Origin of the sequence: Cellulosimicrobium sp. I38E (assembly GCF_001647255.1) — a bacterium.
GTDB classification, from domain to species: domain Bacteria; phylum Actinomycetota; class Actinomycetes; order Actinomycetales; family Cellulomonadaceae; genus Cellulosimicrobium; species Cellulosimicrobium cellulans_E.
The window spans coordinates 1-19,703 of sequence record NZ_LUAZ01000017.1; the positions used below are offsets into that span (position 1 = coordinate 1).

General features: G+C 74.5%; 15 protein-coding genes. 3 read left to right on the forward strand and 12 right to left on the reverse strand.

Going from position 1 to position 19,703, the window contains the following annotated elements; genetic code table 11:
• Nucleotides 1-145: 145 nt before the first annotated feature.
• From A0J59_RS05270 to A0J59_RS05320, 11 genes are all read right to left on the reverse strand, one after another.
• Nucleotides 146-2,680 carry an alpha/beta hydrolase-fold protein gene (locus A0J59_RS05270; protein WP_082918758.1) on the reverse strand — a complete coding sequence of 845 codons (2,535 nt, stop codon included), beginning with the start codon at nt 2,678-2,680 and terminating at the stop codon, nt 146-148.
• Between the two features lie 147 nt (nt 2,681-2,827).
• Nucleotides 2,828-3,691: a CoA ester lyase gene (locus A0J59_RS05275; protein ID WP_064315447.1), complete on the reverse strand. Its 864-nt coding sequence runs from the start codon at nt 3,689-3,691 to the stop codon at nt 2,828-2,830.
• Complete coding sequence (locus tag A0J59_RS05280; protein WP_064315448.1) at nt 3,688-4,908, reverse strand: CaiB/BaiF CoA-transferase family protein; 1,221 nt, start codon at nt 4,906-4,908, stop codon at nt 3,688-3,690. The genes A0J59_RS05275 and A0J59_RS05280 overlap by 4 nt, the downstream gene beginning before the upstream one ends.
• Nucleotides 4,905-6,989, reverse strand: a complete 2,085-nt coding sequence (locus A0J59_RS05285; protein WP_064315449.1) for an SUMF1/EgtB/PvdO family nonheme iron enzyme — start codon at nt 6,987-6,989, stop codon at nt 4,905-4,907. Before A0J59_RS05285 ends, A0J59_RS05280 begins: the two co-directional genes overlap by 4 nt.
• 53 nt (nt 6,990-7,042) lie before the next feature.
• Nucleotides 7,043-8,023, reverse strand: coding sequence for a ribokinase (locus tag A0J59_RS05290; protein WP_064315450.1), 981 nt, complete (start codon nt 8,021-8,023; stop codon nt 7,043-7,045).
• Complete coding sequence (locus A0J59_RS05295; protein ID WP_064315451.1) at nt 8,020-9,501, reverse strand: ADP-ribosylglycohydrolase family protein; 1,482 nt, start codon at nt 9,499-9,501, stop codon at nt 8,020-8,022. The genes A0J59_RS05290 and A0J59_RS05295 overlap by 4 nt, the downstream gene beginning before the upstream one ends.
• The gene (locus A0J59_RS05300; protein WP_255365015.1) at nt 9,498-10,718 is read right to left on the reverse strand and encodes an ADP-ribosylglycohydrolase family protein; all 1,221 of its coding nucleotides are present in this window, start codon (nt 10,716-10,718) and stop codon (nt 9,498-9,500) included. Before A0J59_RS05300 ends, A0J59_RS05295 begins: the two co-directional genes overlap by 4 nt.
• A 110-nt stretch (nt 10,719-10,828) precedes the next feature.
• Nucleotides 10,829-12,115 carry an ABC transporter substrate-binding protein gene (locus A0J59_RS05305; protein WP_064315452.1) on the reverse strand — a complete coding sequence of 429 codons (1,287 nt, stop codon included), beginning with the start codon at nt 12,113-12,115 and terminating at the stop codon, nt 10,829-10,831.
• 47 nt (nt 12,116-12,162) lie between these two features.
• Entirely contained in the window at nt 12,163-12,990 is an 828-nt protein-coding gene (locus A0J59_RS05310) for a carbohydrate ABC transporter permease (protein WP_047231109.1), read from the reverse strand.
• Nucleotides 12,991-12,993: 3 nt separating this feature from the next.
• On the reverse strand, nt 12,994-13,956 hold the full coding sequence (locus A0J59_RS05315; protein ID WP_052877368.1) for a carbohydrate ABC transporter permease: 963 nt from the start codon (nt 13,954-13,956) through the stop codon (nt 12,994-12,996).
• Nucleotides 13,953-15,062: a LacI family DNA-binding transcriptional regulator gene (locus A0J59_RS05320; RefSeq protein ID WP_064315453.1), complete on the reverse strand. Its 1,110-nt coding sequence runs from the start codon at nt 15,060-15,062 to the stop codon at nt 13,953-13,955. Before A0J59_RS05320 ends, A0J59_RS05315 begins: the two co-directional genes overlap by 4 nt.
• A 263-nt stretch (nt 15,063-15,325) precedes the next feature.
• Here A0J59_RS05320 and A0J59_RS05325 point away from each other — a divergent pair, with 263 nt between their 5' ends.
• Nucleotides 15,326-16,306: a glycoside hydrolase family 19 protein gene (locus tag A0J59_RS05325; RefSeq protein WP_082918759.1), complete on the forward strand. Its 981-nt coding sequence runs from the start codon at nt 15,326-15,328 to the stop codon at nt 16,304-16,306.
• A gap of 154 nt (nt 16,307-16,460) precedes the next feature.
• On the opposite strand, the gene A0J59_RS05330 is transcribed toward A0J59_RS05325, so the two are convergent.
• Nucleotides 16,461-17,183, reverse strand: a complete 723-nt coding sequence (locus tag A0J59_RS05330) for a DUF305 domain-containing protein (protein ID WP_156532818.1) — start codon at nt 17,181-17,183, stop codon at nt 16,461-16,463.
• 111 nt (nt 17,184-17,294) lie between these two features.
• On the opposite strand from A0J59_RS05330, the gene A0J59_RS05335 reads away from it, so the two are divergent.
• Nucleotides 17,295-19,115, forward strand: coding sequence for a carbohydrate-binding protein (locus A0J59_RS05335; RefSeq protein ID WP_156532820.1), 1,821 nt, complete (start codon nt 17,295-17,297; stop codon nt 19,113-19,115).
• 135 nt (nt 19,116-19,250) lie between these two features.
• Complete coding sequence (locus A0J59_RS05340) at nt 19,251-19,703, forward strand: YchJ family protein (protein ID WP_064315455.1); 453 nt, start codon at nt 19,251-19,253, stop codon at nt 19,701-19,703.

The window sequence follows — 19,703 nt, forward strand, 5'->3', positions numbered from 1 at the left end:
CCCCCCGCCCCCGCGCCGCGCCGAACACGACGTTGCTGTCGTTATCAGGCGGATAACGACAGCGACGTCGTGTTCGACCGCGCGCGGGGTCGTGCTCGGCCGCCGGGACGTCGAGCCAGGCGCCGGCCGGCGGCAGCAGCGGCGGTCAGGCGCAGGCGAGCGCGTCGTACGGGACGACGGCGGTGCGGCCGCCCGTGGTCGCGGTCGCCTCCCCGGCGGCGATGGTCGCGGTCCGGGCCGGGAATGACTGGTAGGCGCTGGCCCCCGGCGCGACGTCCGCGACGACCCGCGCGCCGTACGGCGTCACGAGCTCGACGTCGACGGGCGCGTCTGCCGTGCTCGTCGCACGCACGGCGACGTAGGCCTTGCCCGCGAGGCACCGCGCCTGGGCGGTGACGTCGAGCGCCGGGCCCGCACCGCCGCCCGGCACGACGGCGTCCCACGGCACGCGCGCGACGAACACGTCCGCGGCACCCGCGTTGGTCGTGCCTGCGGGGGCGCCGTACGTGAGCCCGGTGAGCAGCGCCGCTCCCGCGCCGGTCGTGCCGGCTGAGTCGGCCGAGCCCGGACCGGAGGGGGCCGGGGCCGGGGCCGCGAACAGGTTCGCGTCGTCCCACTCGTCGGCGCCGTCGCGCTCGCGCGACCCGGTCTGCGTCGCCTCGCCCGGGGTGCCGTCGGCCGCGACGGGCAGCGTCACGACGTCCACCCCACCGACGGCCGTGTCCAGCGCGCCGTAGGTCGTGCCGACGACGAGCACCGCGTCGTCCGCGCCGAGCACGCCCGTGACGCCGCGGTCGTCGGTCGACGTCCCGGCCTGGGTCGTCCACCGCACCTCGCCCGCGGGGTCGAACGCCCGCACGACGACGTCGTTGTCCCCGAGGTTGCCGCCGTCGCCCAGCGCGCCGCGCGTGTGCCCGACGGCGACGACCGACCCGTCCGATCGCGCCACGAGGCCGTTGACCTGGTCGTTCTCGCTCGTCGCGACGGCGCGCAGCCACTCCTGCTCGCCGTCCGCGGCGTAGCGCGCGACCCAGCCGTCGTTCGCGCCGGCGTGGTCGACACCGGGCATCCCGCCGCCCGACACCCCGCCCACGTACACCGCGCCGTCGGGCGAGGCCGCGACCGCGAGCGCCTTGTCCTCGCCAGGCCCGCCCACCTGGCGCAGCCACAGCAGCTCGCCAGCCGCCGAGACCCGCCCGACCAGCGCGTCCTTGTCCCCGGCGCTCGGCGCGTCGCCCACGGCACCGCTCGTGTACCCGGCGACGTAGGCGCCGCCCGCGCCGTCGGGCGCGACGGCGTAGAAGCGGTCGGCAGCGCCGGGATCGCCGGTCTGCAGCGTCCAGGCGCGCTCGCCGTCGGCCGTGACGGCCGCGACGAACCCGTCGTCGCGCGTCGTGCCCGCGTGAGCGCCGTCGAGGTCGCCCTTCGTGTACCCGGCGACGAGCACGCCGCCGTCGACGCCCGGCACGACGCCGTACGCGCGGTCGTCCGCGCCCGTCGCGACCGCGTGCCGCCACACCTCGGCGCCGTCGGCGTCGCGCCGCACGACGACCGTGTCGAAACCGCCAGCGGGCTCGTACCCGTCCCACGCGCCGGCGAGGTTCAGCGCGACGGCGGTCCCGCCGTCGGGCAGGGCCGCGACCCCGCCCGCGCGGTCGTCGCCCGCGGAGCCGAGGAGCTCGGCGTCCCACGGTGCGGCCGGCGTGGTGCGCAGGCGCGCCGAGACGTCGACGATCCCCTCGCGGAACGCGGGCCGCCAGACGTCCCAGTCGTGGCCGCCGTCGAGCACGCGCAGCTCGGCCGTCACGCCCGGGACGCGGCGCGCCTGGTTGTAGAGGCGCGCGGACTCGAAGTCGATGTCGTGCGTGGCCTCGGCGGGGTCGGGGTTGGCCCACTCGTCGTCGCCGACGGCGACGAACAGGTGCACCGGGAGCGCCGGGTCGAGCGCCGCGAGCGCCGTCGGGTAGGACAGCTCCGTGTACCGGTCGGCGTCGAACGGCGCGGTCCCGACGCCGTAGCCGCCGTGGTCGCGGGCCGAGGAGTCCGCGGGCGGCTGCGGCACGTAGACCGCGGGGCTCAGGACGATGCCCGCGGAGAACGTGTCCTGGTGGGCGAGCGTGAACCGCAGCGCGCCCGCGCCGCCCATGGAGTAGCCGCCGACGGCGCGCGCCTCGCGGTCCTCGACCGTCCGGTACGTCGCGTCGACGTGCGCGACGAGGTCGCGCGTGAACGCCGTCTCGACGGCGGTGCCGGCGCCCGCGCCCGTCGCGTCCCCGGTGTAGAGCGAGTCCGTGTACCAGGAGCCGCGGTCGTTCCACGGCGCGTCCGGCATGACGACGACCATCGGCTGGATCTCGCCCGCCCCGATGAGCTCGTCGAGGTCGCCCGTGACCTGCTGCCACGCGGCCTGCGTGTCGCCGCGGCCGTGCAGCAGGTAGAGCGTCGGGTACTCCTGCTCGCCGTCGTCGTAGCCGGGTGGCAGGTAGACCGTATAGTCGATCGGCCCGGCCGCGGAGTCCGCGACCCGTCCGGCCTCGACCGTGCCCTGCTCCGCGGCGGTCGCGGGCAGCGCGAGCCCCAGCCCGCCCAGACCGACCGCGAGGGCCAGCGCGGTCCCGACTGCCGTCGTGCCCGGCCGCCGGTGCGGCCGTCGTGCCACGTCTCGTGGTGCTGCGTCCATCGTGTCTCCTCGTCGAGATCCGGTGATGTGCTGCCCCCTCCCCCCTCCCTCCGTCCCGGTCGAGCACGACGTTGCTGTCGTTCTCGGGCGGATATCGACAGCAACGTCGTGCTCGACCGGGGGGAGGATCGTTCTCGGCGCCGGGCGCTACCCGGCGGGGCGTCGTGCCGCGAGCGCGAGGACCGCGCGGGCCCGCTCGACCATCGCGACGTCGAGGAACGTGCCGTCCGCGAGCGCCACGACCCCCGTGCCCGACGCTGCGGCGTCGCCCACGCGCTCGACGACCTCGCGCGCGCGGTCCACCTCGTCCGGGGTCGGGAGGAACGCGTCGCGGATGGTGTCGAGCTGCGCGGGGTGGATCGCGGTGCGGCCGCAGAACCCGAGGGACCGCCCGGCGCGACACGACGCCGCGAGCCCGTCGAGGTCGCGCACGTGCGTGAACGCGGACATCGCGGGCGACGGCAGCCCCGCCGCCCGGGCCGCGACGACGACCCGGCTGCGTGCCCACGCGAGCCCGGCCTCGTCGTCGACCCGCAGGTCGGAACGCAGGTCGGCCTCGCCGAGCCCGAGGGACGCGACCTGCGGCGACGCCGTCGCGAGCTCGAACGCACGCTCGACGCCGAGGGCCGACTCGACCAGCAGGTGCAGCGCCCGCCCGGGGAGCGCCGCCGCGAGCGCGCGCACCTCGTCGGCGGACTCGACCTTCGGCGCGCGCGCCCCGACGGCGAGCGGCATGCCCGCGAGGGCCGCGACGTCGGCGGCGTGCCACGGCGTCGCGGGGTGGTTGGTCCGCACCTGGACGCCGCGCGCGGCGGCCGCGTCGTCGAGCAGCGCGACGGCGTGCGCCCGCGCCTCGTCCTTGCGCGCCGGCGCGACGGCGTCCTCGAGGTCGACGAGCACGACGTCGGCCGCAGACCCCAGCGCCTTGGCCACCCGGTCGGGCCGGTCCGCGGGCACGTACAGCAGCGTCAGCGGCGGCGCGGCGCCCGGCCGGTCGCCCCGGCCCGTCACACCGCCCCCTCGGCCCGGAGCTCGGCGACGCGCTCGGGCGAGAAGCCCAGCTCGCCCAGCACGGCGTCGGTGTCGGCGCCGTGCGCGCGGCCGGTGAAGCGGATGACGCCGTCGTTCTCGGACATCCGGAACAGCGGGCCCTGCATGAGCATCGGCCCGAGCTCGGGGTCCTCGATCTCGTGGATCGTGCCGAGCGCGCGGAACTGCGGGTCGTCGACGATGTCCTGGGCGTCGTAGATCGGCGCGACGGCGGCCTGGGCCTCCTCGAACGCGGCGACGACCTCGTCGCGCGTGCGCTGCGCGATCCAGCCGCCGACGGCCTCGTCGAGCAGGTCGGCGTGCTGCGCGCGCTCGACGCCGCTCGCGAACCAGGGCTCGTCGACGAGCTCGGGGCGACCCACGAGGCGCAGGACGCGCTCGGCGATGGACTGCGCCGACGTCGACACCGCGACCCACTGCCCGTCGCGCGTGCGGTAGGTGTTGCGCGGCGCGTTGTTCGCGGACCGGTTGCCGGTGCGCGGCTGCACGGTGCGGAGCTGGTCCCAGCGCGTGATCTGCGGCCCGAGCATCGCGAGGATGGGCTCGATGATCGCCGTGTCGACGACCTGCCCGTGCCCGGTGCGCTCGCGCGTCGACAGCGCGACCATGACGGCGAACGCGGTCGCGAGCGACGCGACGCCGTCGGCGAGCCCGAACGGCGGGAGGGTCGGCGGGCCGTCGGGCTCGCCGGTCATCGCGGCGAACCCGCTCATCGCCTCGGCGAGCGTGCCGAACCCCGGGCGGGTGCGGTACGGCCCGACCTGCCCGAACCCGCTCACGCGCGCGAGCACGAGCCGCGGGTTGCGCGTGGACAGCTCGTCGTAGCCGAGGCCCCAGCGCTCGAGCGTGCCGGGCCGGAAGTTCTCGACGACGACGTCCGCCTCGGCGACGAGCGCGAGGAACACCTCGCGGCCGCCGTCGCTCCCCAGGTTCGCGGTGACGGTGCGCTTGTTGCGCCCGAGCGTCTTCCACCACAGGTTCACGCCGTCCTTCGCGGCGCCGTGCGTGCGCGACGGGTCGGGCTTCGTGGGGTGCTCGACCTTGACGACGTCGGCGCCCAGGTCGCCGAGGTGCATCGCCGCCATGGGCCCGGCGAACAGCGTCGACGCGTCGACGACGCGCAGGCCCGCGAGCGCGCCCGCGGCCGGGTCGCGCGAGACGCGCGGTACGTCCGTCATGCCGTCACCTCCTCGGCGTGCTGATCGTCGGCGGGCTGGTCGTCGGCGAGGTCCCACGCGCAGCGGAACCCGACGGTCGCGCCGCGCGCGAGCCCCAGGCCGGGGACGAGGAGCTTGACCGCGTAATCGGGGGCGTGGCGGCCGCCCTCGACGTACCAGTCGGAACCCTCGGCGCGGTAGGCGCTGCCGCCCTTGAGCATGACGAACCGCGTGCGGCCGTCGGAGTGCTCGGAGCCCGTCCAGCTCCACACGGCGGGCTCGCCGCGCGTCCAGCCGGGCTGCTCGGCCGCGAGCTGCCACTCGTCCTCGGTGGGCAGGCGCCCGCCGCGCCACGCGCAGAACGCGCGGGCGTCGTCGAGGTCGACGAAGGTCACGGGCTCGTCCTGCGTGCCGGGCGCGGGACGCCCGTCGACCCAGTGCGCGAGGAAGCGGTGCGCGACGGCGGGCACGTACCCCGTGGCCGCGAGGAACTCCGCGAACTCCGCGTTCGTCACGTCGCGGCCCACCGCGACCGGGGCGGCGAGCTCGCCGTCGCGCTGGAGGGTCCGCGCGTCGTGCAGTCGCGGCGGGAGCGGCTTCCACTCGTCCACGTACGGCGCGCCCTGGTACATCCCGGTCTCGCGCGCGCGGTACCGGACGGTCAGCACGTACGGCCCCGCGGGCACGACGACGGCGCCCGCCCCGGGCGCGCCCGTCGCCCGGGCGGCGTCCTGCCCGACGACGGCCCCCGGCCCGGCCGGGTCCGTCCCCCCGGTCGGAGCGGACGTGGGGACAGAGGCGTCGAGGCGCCGCGCGAGCCGGTGCGGGAAGCGCGCGTCGGGGTCGTGCGGCGCGGTCTCGTCGAGCGAGGCGACCACGTCGCGCAGGTGCGGCAGCCACGCAGGCTCCGCCGCGCCGTCGGCCACGTGCAGCGCCGCGGCGATCCCTCGGCCGGGCACGCGCACGTCCGCGTCGTCCCCGCCGCCCGCGAGCAGCGGGCCCGCGTAGTCGGCGTCACCGCGGTTGACGAGCGTCCACAGGGTCACGCCGTCGAGCTCCCAGCGCGACGCGTAGACCCCGGCGGCCTCGGCCTCGGGTGCGAGCTCGGCCAGCGGCGTCCACTCCCCGTCGAGCAGCAGCGGCCGCGCCGCGCGCTGGACCGTGACCAGGCGCGTGACGGTCGCGGCGTCGCGCCGCGACCAGCCGACCCACACGCCGAACACGACCTCCCACACCATGACGCCCACGCCGTTGAGCCACGCGGACTGGAGCTCCTCGGAGTGGTCGCGGTGCCAGCGGCGCACGTGGTGCTGCATGTGCCGGCGCTCGTACCAGTGCGCGCGCAGCACGCCGGGCACGGGCGAGTCGGCGAAGAACTGCGCCCACGACGACGAGTGGTCCTCGATGCGCTCGACCGGGAGCTTGGACTCGCCCTCCAGGACGATGCCCGGGCGCGCGGCCTCGAGCCGCGCGACGAGCTGCGGCTCGGCCTTCTTCAGCGTGTCGAGGAAGACGCCGTCGGCGCCGAGCTCGCGCACGACGGCCGCGAGCTCGGTGAGGTCGTCGCCGCCGCGGCGCGTGCCGACGTCCCACGGGTTGTAGTCGACGAACACGTGCAGGCCCGCGTCGTGGAACGTCCGCACGAGGTCGACGATCCCCGGGACGTCGCGGTAGAAGTCCCACTGGTTGCGGTCGTCGATCCCGATGACCGGGTACGCGTGCCACAGCACCACGGCGTCGAGGCCGCCGAACCGCTCGCGCGCGTCGGCGAGGAACCGCTCGGGCGTGAACCGGTGCTCCTCGAACGAGTACAGCAGCTCGTCCCACAGCCAGACCTGCGCGACTGTCGAGCACCCGGCGGCCCACGCCGCGTCCGGGCGGTCGTACGCCGCGCCCGTGTACCCGTGGCGGCGGCGCGCGTCGTCGCGCCACGCGGCGAGGCGCTCGCGCCAGGCCGGGCGGTCGGCGGGGTCGGCCGGGCCGACGAAGATCTTCGCCTCGTCGAGCGCGAGGGACTGCTCGGGCGTGAGCGGCCCGCCGAGCGCGACCTCGGTCGGCAGGTCGATCGGGCGCGGGACGAGCGGGTCGAACGTGTAGGTCATGGTGCCTTTCCCTCGGCGGGCCGGGCCCGCGCTCGGACGTGCTGCGGACGGGCTCAGGTCGGTCGGGCGGGGTTCTCGGCACGCTCGGCGAGCGCGACGACGTCCGCTGCGTCGGGCACGGCGTCCTGCGCCCCCGCCCGGGTCACCGCGAGCGCGCCCGCGGCGGCGGCCAGCCGGGCGGCGTCAGGAAGGTCGGCGCCGCGCGCGAGCGCCGCGGCGAGGACGCCGCAGAAGGTGTCTCCCGCACCGGTCGTGTCCACGGCCTCGACGGCGATCGCCGGGACGGTCGTGAGCAGGGGCGCGCCCGGGCGGCACTCCGCCACGAGGCTGCCCTCTCCCCCGAGCGTCACGACGACGGCCGGCACGCGCTCCAGCAGCAGCCCCGCGAGCGTGCTCGGGTCGGCGTCGCCGCCGGCGCCTGCCAGGTCCGCCGCCTCGTGCTCGTTGACGACGAGCACGTCGAGCGCGGCCCAGACGTCGTCGGGCAGGTCGCGCGACGGCGCCGCGTTGAGGACCAGCAGCGCGCCCGGGCGGCGCGCCGCGGCGGCGGCGCGCACGACGTCGAGCGGGATCTCGAGCTGCGCGAGCACGACGTCCGCCTCCGCGATCCGTTCGGCCTGCGCCGCGCCGACCGTCACGTGCGAGTTCGCGCCGGGCGCGACGACGATCGCGTTCTCGCCGTCGGGCGAGACGGTGATGAGCGCGGTGCCCGTCGCGGCGTCCACGCGCTCGACGAGGTCGGTCCGCACCCCGCCGCGGTCGAGCGACGCGAGCAGCAGGTCCGCGGCGTCGTCGTGGCCCAGCGCGCCGACGAACGTCGTGTCGGCGCCGCCCGCGCGGGCCGCGCCGACGGCCTGGTTCGCGCCCTTGCCGCCGGGGTTGCGGCGCAGGTCGCCGCCGAGGATGGTCTCGCCGCCGCCGGGGTGGCGCGGCACGTCGACGACGAGGTCGACGTTCGCCGACCCGACCACCACGACCCGCCCCGAGCCGCCCGGGACCGTGGCGCCCTGCTCCCCGCCCGCCGTCGTGCTCATGCCCGTGCCTCCTCCGTGGGATCCTGCACGGCTCCCCCGGCCACCACGACCGGCGTCGCCGCGAGCGCGACCGTCCGCGCCGCGAGGTCCACGATCCTCTGCTCGCCGCCGGGCAGCGAGGTCGCGATGTGGCCGTCGAGCGGGCGCGTCCACCGCTGGCCGATGCCCTCGACGCCCCGCAGCGCACCCACAACGCCGCCGACCGTCGCGCCCGCCGAGTCGGTGTCCCAGCCCGCGGTGACGGCGATCGCGACGCTCGCGCCGAAGTCGCCGCGGCCGTCCGGGCCGCGCCCCGCGGTGAGCGCGTAGGCGATCACCGCGGCGTTGTTGAGCACGTGCACCCAGTGCAGGTCGCCGTACGCGGCGTGGATCGCGTCGAGCCCGGCGCGCACGCCCGCCTCGGACGCGTCGCCGTCGCGGCCCGCCTCGCGGCCGAGCCGGATCGCGGAGGCGAGGCGGCTGCCCGGCGGCACGACGGCGTCCGCGGCGTCGAGCACCTCGTCCACCGTCTCGCAGACCATCGCCGCCGACGCGAGCGCGGCCGCCCACATCGCCCCGTAGACGCCGTTGCGCGTGTGGCTCAGCCGCGCGTCCGTCCACGCGAGGCGCGCGGCCTCGCGCACGTCGCCGGGCGAGACCCAGCCGAGCACGTCCGTGCGGATGAGCGCGCCGATCCACTCCCGGAACGGGTTGTGGTGCGTCGCCGTCTCCGGCACCGGCCGCGCGTCGAGGATGTTGCGGTACGCGGCGCGCTCGGCCGTGAACACGCGGCCCGCGGGCAGCGCGTCGAGCCAGAGCTGCGCGACGTCGTCCGTCGTGAAGCCGCGCCCGTGCCGCTCCAGCAGGGCGAGCGCGAGGATCGGGTAGTTGAGGTCGTCGTCCTCGGGCATCCCGTCGATGTTCTCCTCGAGCGACGTCGGGGCGCTGCGCCGGTTCCACGGCCAGCGCGCGGCGACGTCGTCGGGCAGCCCGACGGCGGTGAACCAGCGGTCGAGGGGCCACCGGCCCGTCGCGCGCAGGATCTCCTCGATCCCGGCGCGCGGGATCTTCTCCACGGGCTTGCCCAGCAGGCAGCCCGCCGCGCGCCCGGTCCACGCGCCGAGCACGCGGTCGGCGTACGCGGCGTCGGCGGCGGTGCTGGTTCCCGTGCCGGCGGAGGAGCCGACGGCACCCGGGCGGGTCGGCAGGCCGGGCGCCGCGGGGAGCGTGGCGAGGATCGCGTCCCAGTCGTCGGGCTCGTGCGGCGCGGGCGCCGCGGCGAGCGCGTCGAGCTCGACGAGCAGGTCGCGCGCGAGCGCGCGCAGCGCCGGGGTCGCGGGGACGGGACCGGCTCCGCTCACCGCGGGGACGGGGTCTCCGCCCGCGGCGACCCAGCGCTCCCGGACGTCCGCGAGCACCGCGGCGTCCTTGTCCTCCGCCGCCGCCTGGACGAGCTCGTGCGCGAGCAGGTCCTCGGGCTGGGCCCACGTGAGCCTCACGCCTGGTCACCCGCCCGCGCGGCGCCGTCGGGCACCCCGAGACCGCTCCCGTCCACGGACGCGCCGCCGAGCTCGGCGAGCGCGCGCAGGCGCGACGTGGCGCGCTCGCGGTCGGCGCGGAGGATGTCCGCCGCCGCGGACGCCATGAGCCGGCCGGTCTCCCGGATGTCCATCCGGCTCGCCTCCTCGATCGCGTCGAGCCACTCGTCCGGCACGACGGCCGTCCCGCCCAGGCCCGCGCAGACCGCGCCGGCCATGACGGCGATCGAGTCCGCGTCGCGTCCGTAGTTCACGGCGCCGAGCACCGCGCCGCGGAAGTCGCCGCGGTGCCCGAGCACGAAGCCGAGCGCCGCGGGAAGCTCCTCGATGGACTTGGTGCGCGACGGGCGGCGCGCGTCCATCGACATCTGCCGGTACGCGGGCCCGACGGAGTCGAACGGCGCGACCGTGTCGCGGACGAGCCGCGCGAGGGCGCGCTCCTCCTCGTCCGTCGTGGGCGCCGTCGTCCAGCCGTCGAACGCCTCGACGACGGCCTGGAGCGCGGCGGCCGTGCCGTCGTGCGCGACGTCGAGCGCGGCGTGCACGACGTCGTCGACCGTCGCCCCCGGCGCGACGGACGCGGCGACCATGGCCGCGAACACGCCCGCGGCCTCGCGGCCGTAGCTCGACTGGTGCGCGCCCGTGAGGTCGATCGCCTCGGCGTACGCGCCGCGCGGGTCGCCCGCGTTCGCGAGGCCGACGGGCGCGACGTACATCGCCGCGCCGCAGTTGACGACGTTCCCGACGCCCGCCTCGCGCGGGTCGACGTGCCCGTAGTGCAGGCGCGCGACGATCCACTTCTCGGCGAGGAACACGCGCTGGAGCAGCAGGGCCGTGGACTCGAGCTCGGGGATCCAGCGCGGCTCGCCGATCATGAGGGGCACGAGGTCCTCGGCCATCGCGTACGCGTCGAGGTGCTCGCGGCGCTTCGCGTACACCTCGACGAGCGCGCGCGTCATGAGGGTGTCGTCCGTGATGTGCCCGTCGCCCTTGTGGTAGGGCGCGATCGGACGCGCGTCCTGCCAGTTCGGGTACCAGGGCTCCACGATCCCCGTCACGCGCCCCCCGTGGCGCTCCTCGATCTGCTCGGGGGTCCAGCCCTCGGTGGCGCCCCCCAGCGCGTCCCCCACCGCCGCTCCGGTGATCACTGCCACCGCTCGGTCGTCCAGCCAGGTCACGGTCCACTCCCTGTCGATCTCTCTCGGCGCCGGTCGCGCCCGGTGCGACCCGTGAGGGCCGCGGTTCCCGACGGGGCGGTCGTCCGTCGACCGCCCCGCCGCCTGTCCTGCTACTTGGTGATCTCGTCCCAGCCGGCCTCGAGCTCGGTCGCGAGCTGGTCGGCGTCGATCTCCTGGGCGAGGAACTTCTGGTACGCGGGCGTCGCGACCGTGTCCTTCCACTGCGCGTACGCGTCGACGAACAGGTACGGGGCCGACGTGAGGTACTGGCCCGACGAGAGGATCGTCGACCAGCCGTTCTCGTCGCCGAGCGAGGACGCCATGGCCTCCTGGGCCGACGTCGTGGCCGGGATGAGCGCGTCCGCCTCGTTGAGCGCGGCGAGGTTCTCCGTGTCGGTGAAGAACTCGATGAACTCTGCGGACTCCTCGACGTGCTCGGAGTCGATGTTCACCGAGAGCGTCTGCGGGTTGGCGGCCTGCTCGGCGCCGTCGGGACCCTCGAGCGGGGGCAGCACGACCCAGTCGAAGCCCTCGGGCGCGTCGTTGGCGATGTTCGCGGCCTGGAACGATCCCTGGATCGTCATGGCGACCTGGCCCGCGTAGAACGACGCGAGCGTCTCCGAGCCGGACTGCGTGAGCGTCACCGGCAGCACGGTGTTGTCGGTGTGCGCCATCTCGTCGACGAGCTCCGGCAGCGCCATCTCGCCCTCGCCGATGGTGATGCTCGCGTCGGCGCCGGTGCCCTCGAAGTACTGGCCGCCGAAGCCGGGCGCCATGGCCATGAACGCGGCCGTCGGGCTCGCGAGCCCCCACCCGAGCCCGTACGCGCCGTCCTTCGTGGTGGCCTTCGCGATCTCGCGCAGCTCGTCCCACGTCATCGTGTCGCCCGTGGGGATCTCGACGCCCGCGGCCTCGAGCATCGTCTTGTTGGCGAACACCATGTAGGACTGGAGCTCGGTCGGGTACGCGATGACCTGGTCGTCGACCGTCACGGCGTCGAGGATGCCCTCGGGGATGTCGGCCCGCTTCTCGTCCGACATGTACTCGGACAGGTCGGCCAGGTAGCCGTCCACGGCGAAGGGCACGATGCTCGCGGCCTCGTAGTGGATGATGTCCGGCGCGGCGCCGCCGTTGAACTGCGTGATGAGCTTGTCGTAGATCCCGTCCCAGCCCGCGGGCACGATCTCGACCTGGACGTCGGGGTTGGCCTCGTTCCAGTCCGCGACGATCTTCTCGGTCGCCTCGATGGCGGCCGGCTGGTCGGACAGCGACTGGAACTTCAGCGTGACCGGGCCGCCGTCGGCGCCGTCCTCGCTGCCGCCCCCGCTCGAGCAGGAGGCGACGAGCAGGGTCGTGATCGTGAGGCATGCGGCGATGGACGCACCACGAGTCTTCATGGTTCTACCTTTCGGGTGGGGGTGTTGCAGGGGGGGTACATGGGGGGTCACCCCTTCACGGCGCCGGACAGCAGACCGCCGGTGAGCTTCTTCTGCATGATCGAGAAGAAGACGATGCTGGGGATGGCCGCGAGCACGGAGCCCGCGGCGAGGGGGCCGAGCGCCACCTTGCCCTCGCCGCCGATGAACATCTTCAGCGTGATGGGCAGCGTGTAGTTCTCGGGCGACTGGAGCAGGACGAGCGCGAAGAAGAACTCGTTCCACGAGGAGACGAAGCTGAACATCGCCGTCGCGACGATGCCCGGCATGAGCAGCGGGAAGACGATCGTGCGGAGCACGGTGAACCGGCTCGCGCCGTCCATCGAGCCCGCCTCCTCGAGGTCCACGGGGATCGCGGACACGTAGCCCTGCATCATCCACAGCGCGAACGGCAGGGTGTACGTGGTGTGGACGAGCGTGAGCCCGACGAGCGAGTCCGTGAGGCCGATGGTCCGCAGGATGAGGAACAGCGGCAGGATGATGAGGATCACCGGGAACACCTGGCTCACGAGGATCCAGCCGACGCCCGCCGCGCGGATCTTGCCGCGCAGGCGCGCGAGCACGTACGACGCGGGCAGCGCGATGACGACGACGAGCGCCGTCGAGACGACCGCGACGATCGCGCTGTTCCACGCCGAGCGCACGAGGCCCTGCCGCGAGAGCGCCTGCGAGTAGTTCTCCCAGTGGAAGTCCTGCGGGATCAGGCTCACGGTCAGCGAGTTGAGCTCGCCCGACGACTTGAGCGACGCCGAGATGAGCCACAGCAGCGGGAAGCCGAGGAAGAGGATGTAGAACGCGAGGGCCACGTACTGGGCCGGGCGGACGAGTGCGCGCACGGGTCAGCTCTCCTTCTCGGAGCGGAACTGCGACCGCAGGTAGATCGCGAGCAGGAGGACGACCACGACGACGAGCACCACGCCCATCGCGGCGGCGTAGCCGATGTTGCGGTTCTTGAACGCCTCCAGGTAGGTGAAGAGCATCGGCAGCATGGTCCGGCCGCCCGGTCCGCCCTCGGTGAGCACGTAGACCAGCGAGAACGAGTTGAAGTTCCAGATGAAGTTCAGCGACGTGATCGACGTGATGATCGGGCGCAGGCTCGGGAGCGTCACCGCGGTGAAGCGGCGCCACGCGCCCGCGCCGTCCATCGCGGCGGCCTCGTGCAGCTCGTCCGGGATCTGCTGGAGCCCGGCGAGCAGCGTCACCGTGGTCTGCGGCATGCCCACCCACACGCCGACGACGATCACCGCGGGCAGCGCGGTCGAGAAGTCGGCGAGCCAGTTGATGTCGTCCGGCAGCCCGAGGGCGCCGAGGAACGCGTTGAGCGGCCCGGCGTTGGGCGAGTAGATCATCTGCCACATGATCGCCACGACGACCGGCGGCATGGCCCACGGGATGAGCGCGAGGACGCGCGTCAGCCCCTGGAGCCGGAGCCCGGAGTTGAGCAGGAGCGCGAGGCCCATCGCCGCCACGAGCTGGAGCAGCGTCACCGAGACGGCCCAGATCATGCCGATGCGGAACGAGTCCCAGAAGAACGAGTTGTCCGCGAGGCGCACGAAGTTGTCGACGCCCACGAACTGGTAGTCCGGGTGGCGCACGAGCCGCGCGTCCGTGAACGCGAGCGCGACGCCCATGACGAGCGGCGCGACGCTCAGCACGAGGATCGGCAGGAGCGACGGCATGACGAGCGCGATCGCCTCCCGCCGCTTGGCGCGGGCCATGCCGCCCGTCCGGCGCGGGGCGCCGCGGTCGGGTCGGCGGGCGGCCGCGGCGTGCGGGTCGCCCGCAAGGGTCGGAGCGCTCATCGGGTCACCCCTCCCGCGGCGTCGGCGGCTGCCCCGTGCACGACGGCGTCGCTCGCCCGGTCCTGCCCGGACGCCTCCGGCGTCGCGGCCGGCGCGGCGGTCGACTCGCGCACGACGAGGCGCGGACCGACCGCGGTGTGGCGCCCGGCCCGCGCGTCGCCGTCCACGAGGTCGACGACGAGCTCCGCCGCGATCCGCCCGCGCTCGGTCGAGCCGAGCGAGACGCTCGTGAGGCTGGGCTGGAACACCCGGCCGATCTCGGTGTCGTCCATGCCGGTCACCGCGACGTCCTCGGGGACCGACAGCCCGCGCTCGCGCACGGCCCGGATCGCGCCGATGGCGAGCAGGTCGTTGGCCGCGACGATCGCGTCCGGGCGGGCGCCGTCGTCGGACCCGTCGAGGAGCGCGCGCGTGGCCGCGAGGCCCGCCGCGACGGTGAAGTCCGCCGCGACGACGGCGTCGGCGCGCTCCCCCGTGAAGTCGTCGGCGCGCGTCGCGGCGTCGAAGCCGCGCTGGCGCGCCTCACCGGGCGTGGTGTCGAGCGGGCCGTTGAGGAACGCGAGCCGGCGGCGGCCGAGTCCGAGCAGGTGGCGCACGGCCTCGCCGATGCCGCCCGCCGAGTCGGTGGAGACGGAGTCGATGCCGCGGTCGGCGAGGGTGCGGCCGATGACGACGACGGGGACCGGCGCCTGCCGGATCTCCTCGACGAGCTCGTCGTCGGTGCGCAGCGGGCTGAGGATCATGGCGTCGACGAAGCCGCGCGACAGGCTGCGCACGAGCTCGACGGTCGAGGACGTCGTGTCCCCGGTCGTCATGACGACGACGCGGTAGCCGTGCGGCGCGAGGACCTCGTGGATCGCCGTCATCATCTCGACGTACACGGGGTTGCCGATGTCGGCGACGGCGAACGCGACCTGGAACGTCTTCTTCAGGCGCAGCGACCGCCCGATCGCGTCCGGGCTGTAGCCGAGCTCCGTGGCCGCGGCGCGCACGCGCTCGACCATCGCCGGGCTCGCGCCCGTCCCGTGCAGGGCGCGGGAGGTCGAGGCCAGGGAGACCCCGGCCCGCTGTGCCACCTGGATCAGCGTGGCGCGTGATGACGTCACTGTCGTCCACCTCGTCGTCGAAGGACCGTCGTGTTTGGAAACGTTTCCAGACTGACGGCCTCGACAGCCCTGGAAACGTTTCCGGGATGCGCACACTCTCGCACCCGCCCGCCCGGACGTCAACCCCGCCGCACGCCCCACGCCGAGGCAGAACCTCGGCCACGCACCGTCCACGGGTACGGGGTTCTGCGTACGGGGGTTGTCCACCACGGCGAGGCGCCGCCAGGCTCGAACCGACCCGACCACCGACGAAAGGTGCACCGATGCACACCCGAGCTCCGGCGTCGTCCTCACCCACGGCGCCCGCCGCGGTCGCCCAGCGGCCCGCGACCCGACCCCTCGCCCTGCTCCTCGCCGTTCTTCTCACGCTCGTGGGAGCGCTCTCGTGGGCCGTCGCCGGCCCGGCGCAGCAGGCGCACGCCGCGACCTGCGCCCCCGCGTGGAGCTCCGGCACGGTCTACCTGGGCGGCGCCGTCGTCTCGCACGGCGGCCAGAACTGGAAGGCCGGCTGGTGGACCCAGGGCGAGACGCCCGGCACCACCGGCGAGTGGGGCGTCTGGCGCACCCAGGGCGCCTGCGGCGGCGGGACCGACCCGGGCAACCCCGGGAACCCCGGGAACCCGAGCGGCTTCGTCGTCTCCGAGGCGCAGTTCAACCAGATGTTCCCGAACCGGAACGCGTTCTACACGTACCAGGGCCTCGTCGACGCGCTGTCCGCCTACCCGGGCTTCGCGACGACGGGCGGCACCGAGGTCGCCAAGCGCGAGGCCGCGGCGTTCCTCGCGAACGTCAACCACGAGACCGGCGGCCTCGTCTACATCAAGGAGATCAACACCGCGAACTACCCGCACTACTGCGACTACTCGCAGCCCTACGGCTGCCCGGCGGGCCAGAGCGCGTACTACGGCAAGGGTCCGGTCCAGCTGAGCTGGAACTACAACTACAAGGCCGCGGGCGACGCGCTCGGCATCGACCTGCTCAACAACCCGTACCTCGTGGAGCAGAACTCGGCGGTCGCGTGGAAGACCGGACTCTGGTTCTGGAACACGCAGTCCGGCGCGGGCTCGATGTCCGGGCACCAGGCGATCGTCTCCGGCGCCGGCTTCGGCGAGTCGATCCGCTCGATCAACGGCTCGATCGAGTGCAACGGCGGCAACCCGGCACAGGTCCAGTCGCGCGTCACCGCGTTCCAGCGCTTCGCGCAGATCCTCGGCACGACGACGGGCGCGAACCTCTACTGCTGACCTTGCCTGTCGCGGGCAGGCGACCGTGGCTCGTCCCGACGTCGGGGCGGGCCACGGTCGCGCACACCCCGGCAAGAGAACCGGCGCACGGACCACGGCTCTACCTCGCGCGACCACGGCTCTACCTCGCGGGCCTCGGCTCTGGCTCGGTGCGTCAGAGGGTGGCGAGGAGGTCGCGCATGCGGTCGATCTCGCCGCCCTGGCCGGCGGCGGTCTCGGCCGCGATCTCGTTCGCGAAGAGGTCCTGGCCCTCGACGAGCACGACCTCGACCATGTCGAGCGCCCCCTGGTGGTGCTGGATCATCCCCTCGAGGAAGAGGCGGTCGAACTCCGCGCCGCTCGCACCCTCGATCGCGGCGAGCTGCTCGTCCGTGAGCATCCCGGACGCCCCGTCACCGTGCTCGTGCCCCGATCCGTCGGGCGCGCGGGGGCCCGTGCCGCCGTCGCCCTCCGCCCCCTCCGGGACGGCCAGGTCACGGGCCTGGAGCCACGAGGCGAGCGCGTGGACCTCGGGGCCCTGCGCGGCGGTGACGCGCTCCGCGAACGACCGGACGGCGTCGGACCCGGCGCGGTCCGGCGCGAGCGCCGCGATCTCCAGCGCCTGGAGGTGGTGCTCGATCATCCCGGTCACGAACGCGGCGTCCGCCTGGTTCCAGGAGTCCTCCCCGGGCGCGGCGTCGTAGTCCTCGGGCGCGACCGTCGTCGCCTCCTCGCCCGGCCGGCCGGGCTGCACGACGACGCTCGACGGCGTCGAGGTCGGCTCCGGGTCCGGCGTGCACGCCGCGGCGCCGACCGCGACCCCGAGCACGACGACGGCGCAGGTCAGGGCGCGTGCGCCGACGGTCGGGGCCGCGTTACCGCTGGGAAAACTCTGCACCCGCCCTGTTCCCTCCGTGTAAAAAGTCGCCGCGATGCGCGCGCTTGGGGTGGTCCAGATCACACCTGCCGGACAGAATTCGCAGAACACTACCAAGGAGGTGTTTCGCTCGTGCATCGAACGACGAACAAGACGCGCCGGCAAAGAAGCCGGGTCCTGCTCGCCTCGTCCATGGCGGCCACGCTCGCCGTCTCCTCGCTCGCCGTGGCCTCGTCGGCGTCCGCCGAACCGTCCGACGGCTCTCCCGAGGCGGTGGCCGCGCTCACCGAGCAGGCCGCCGGCTCGCTCGCGGACCTACCCGCCCAGCGCCTCGCCCCGCTCGCCCAGGCCACCGACGTCCTGGCACCCGGAGAGGTCGCCGGCAGCCCCAACCTGACCCACGTCGCGAACATCCCGAAGAACGGCGAGTTCGCGCCCGAGGGCCAGTACAGCAGCGACCTCGCGTTCCAGGGCCGCTACGCGTTCGCCGGCAACTACGGCGGGTTCACGGTGTACGACGTCGCGAACCCGACGGCCCCGCAGCAGGTCGCGCAGGTCGTCTGCCCCGGGTCGCAGAACGACATCTCGGTCTACGGGGACCTCCTCGTCCTCAGCACCGACTCCTCGCGCAGCAACGACTCGTGCCAGAACGTCGCCCAGAGTGCCACGATCAAGGACTCGTGGGAGGGCATCAAGGTCTTCGACATCTCCGACCCGACGTCGCCCGAGTACGTGTCGTCGGTCGAGACGCAGTGCGGCTCGCACACGCACTCCCTCGCGCCGTCGAAGGACGGGAAGGAGCTGTTCGTCTACGTCTCGTCGTACAGCCCCAACGCGGCGTTCCCCGACTGCCAGCCGCCGCACGACCTCATCTCGGTCGTGCAGATCCCGCTCGACGACCCGGCCGCGGCCGAGCTCGTCTCGACCCCGGTCCTCTTCCCCGACGAGGGCGAGAACCCCGGCGGCAACCCGGGCGGCAACGGCTCGAGCACGACGTCGGGCTGCCACGACATCACGACCTACCCGTCGAAGGACCTCGCGGCGGGCGCGTGCATGGGCGACGGCATCCTCATGGACATCTCCGACCGTGCGCACCCGGTGGTCACCGAGGTGGTCCGTGACACGACGAACTTCGCCTTCTGGCACTCGGCGACGTTCAACAACGCCGGCACCAAGGTCGTCTTCACGGACGAGCTCGGGGGCGGTGGCGCGCCCACGTGCAACCCGACGGTCGGGCCGGAGAAGGGCGCGGACGCCATCTACGACATCGTGGGCGGCGAGCTCGTGTTCAAGAGCTACTACAAGATCGAGCGCGAGCAGGCCGCGACGGAGAACTGCGTGGCGCACAACGGCTCGCTCATCCCCGTCCCGGGCCGCGACATCATGGTCCAGGCCTGGTACCAGGGCGGCATCTCGGTGTGGGACTTCACGGACTCGGCGAACCCGGTCGAGATCGCGTGGTTCGACCGCGGGCCGCTGTCCTCGGAGCGCCTGATCCTCGGCGGCTCGTGGTCGGCGTACTGGTACAACGGCGCGATCATCTCGAACGACATCCAGCAGGGCCTCGACGTGCTCCTGCTCGACGACCCGCTGACCAACGCGGCGAAGACGGTCGTGACGGACGAGTTCAACCCGCAGGCCCAGCCGACGTACACCGAACCGCCGGCCTGGTCGAAGACCACCGCCTACGCGGGCGGCACCACGGTCACCTACGGGGGCGCCGTGTGGCGCGCGCAGTGGTGGACCAAGGGCCAGGTGCCCGGCGCCGACGCGTGGGGCCCGTGGGAGGAGATCGCCGGGGTCGACGCGGACGGGGTCGGCGCGTGGAAGCCGAGCCGCGTCTACGTCAAGGGCGACACCGTGACCCACGAGGGGACGACGTACACCGCGAAGTGGTGGACGCGGAACCAGGAGCCCGGCGACCGCTGGGGCCCGTGGGCCGCGCAGGACTGACGCCGACCTCGGCACCGGACCGCCCGGGCCCCGCGCCCGGCTGAGGTTCATCACGACGGCGCCCGCTCACCACCCGGTGGGCGGGCGTCGTCGCGCGTGCCCGAGCGCGCGCGAGACCCCGGTAGGTTCGGCGGCATGACCGCCCACCCGATCACGGACGACGCGCGGTGCCCCTGCCTGTCCGGCGACGCCTACGGGGCGTGCTGCGGCCGCTACCACGCGGGGCTGCGCCCCGCGCCGGACGGCACCGCCCCGGGACCGTACGCTCCGACCGCCGAGGCGCTCATGCGCTCGCGCTACGCCGCGTTCGCCGTCGGCGACGCCGGCTACCTGCGCGCGACCTGGCACCCGTCCACGCGGCCGACCGATCTCGACCTGGACGACGACGTCGTGTGGCGCCGCCTCGACGTGCTGCGCACGGAGGCGGGTGGCCCGTTCGACACCACGGGGGTCGTCGAGTTCGTCGCGCACCACCGGTCGCGCGCGGACCGCACCGACCGAGGTCGGCTCCACGAGGTCAGCCGGTTCGTCCGGGAGGGAGACCGCTGGTACTACGTCGACGGGACGGTCGGGACCGAGCCCGCCTGA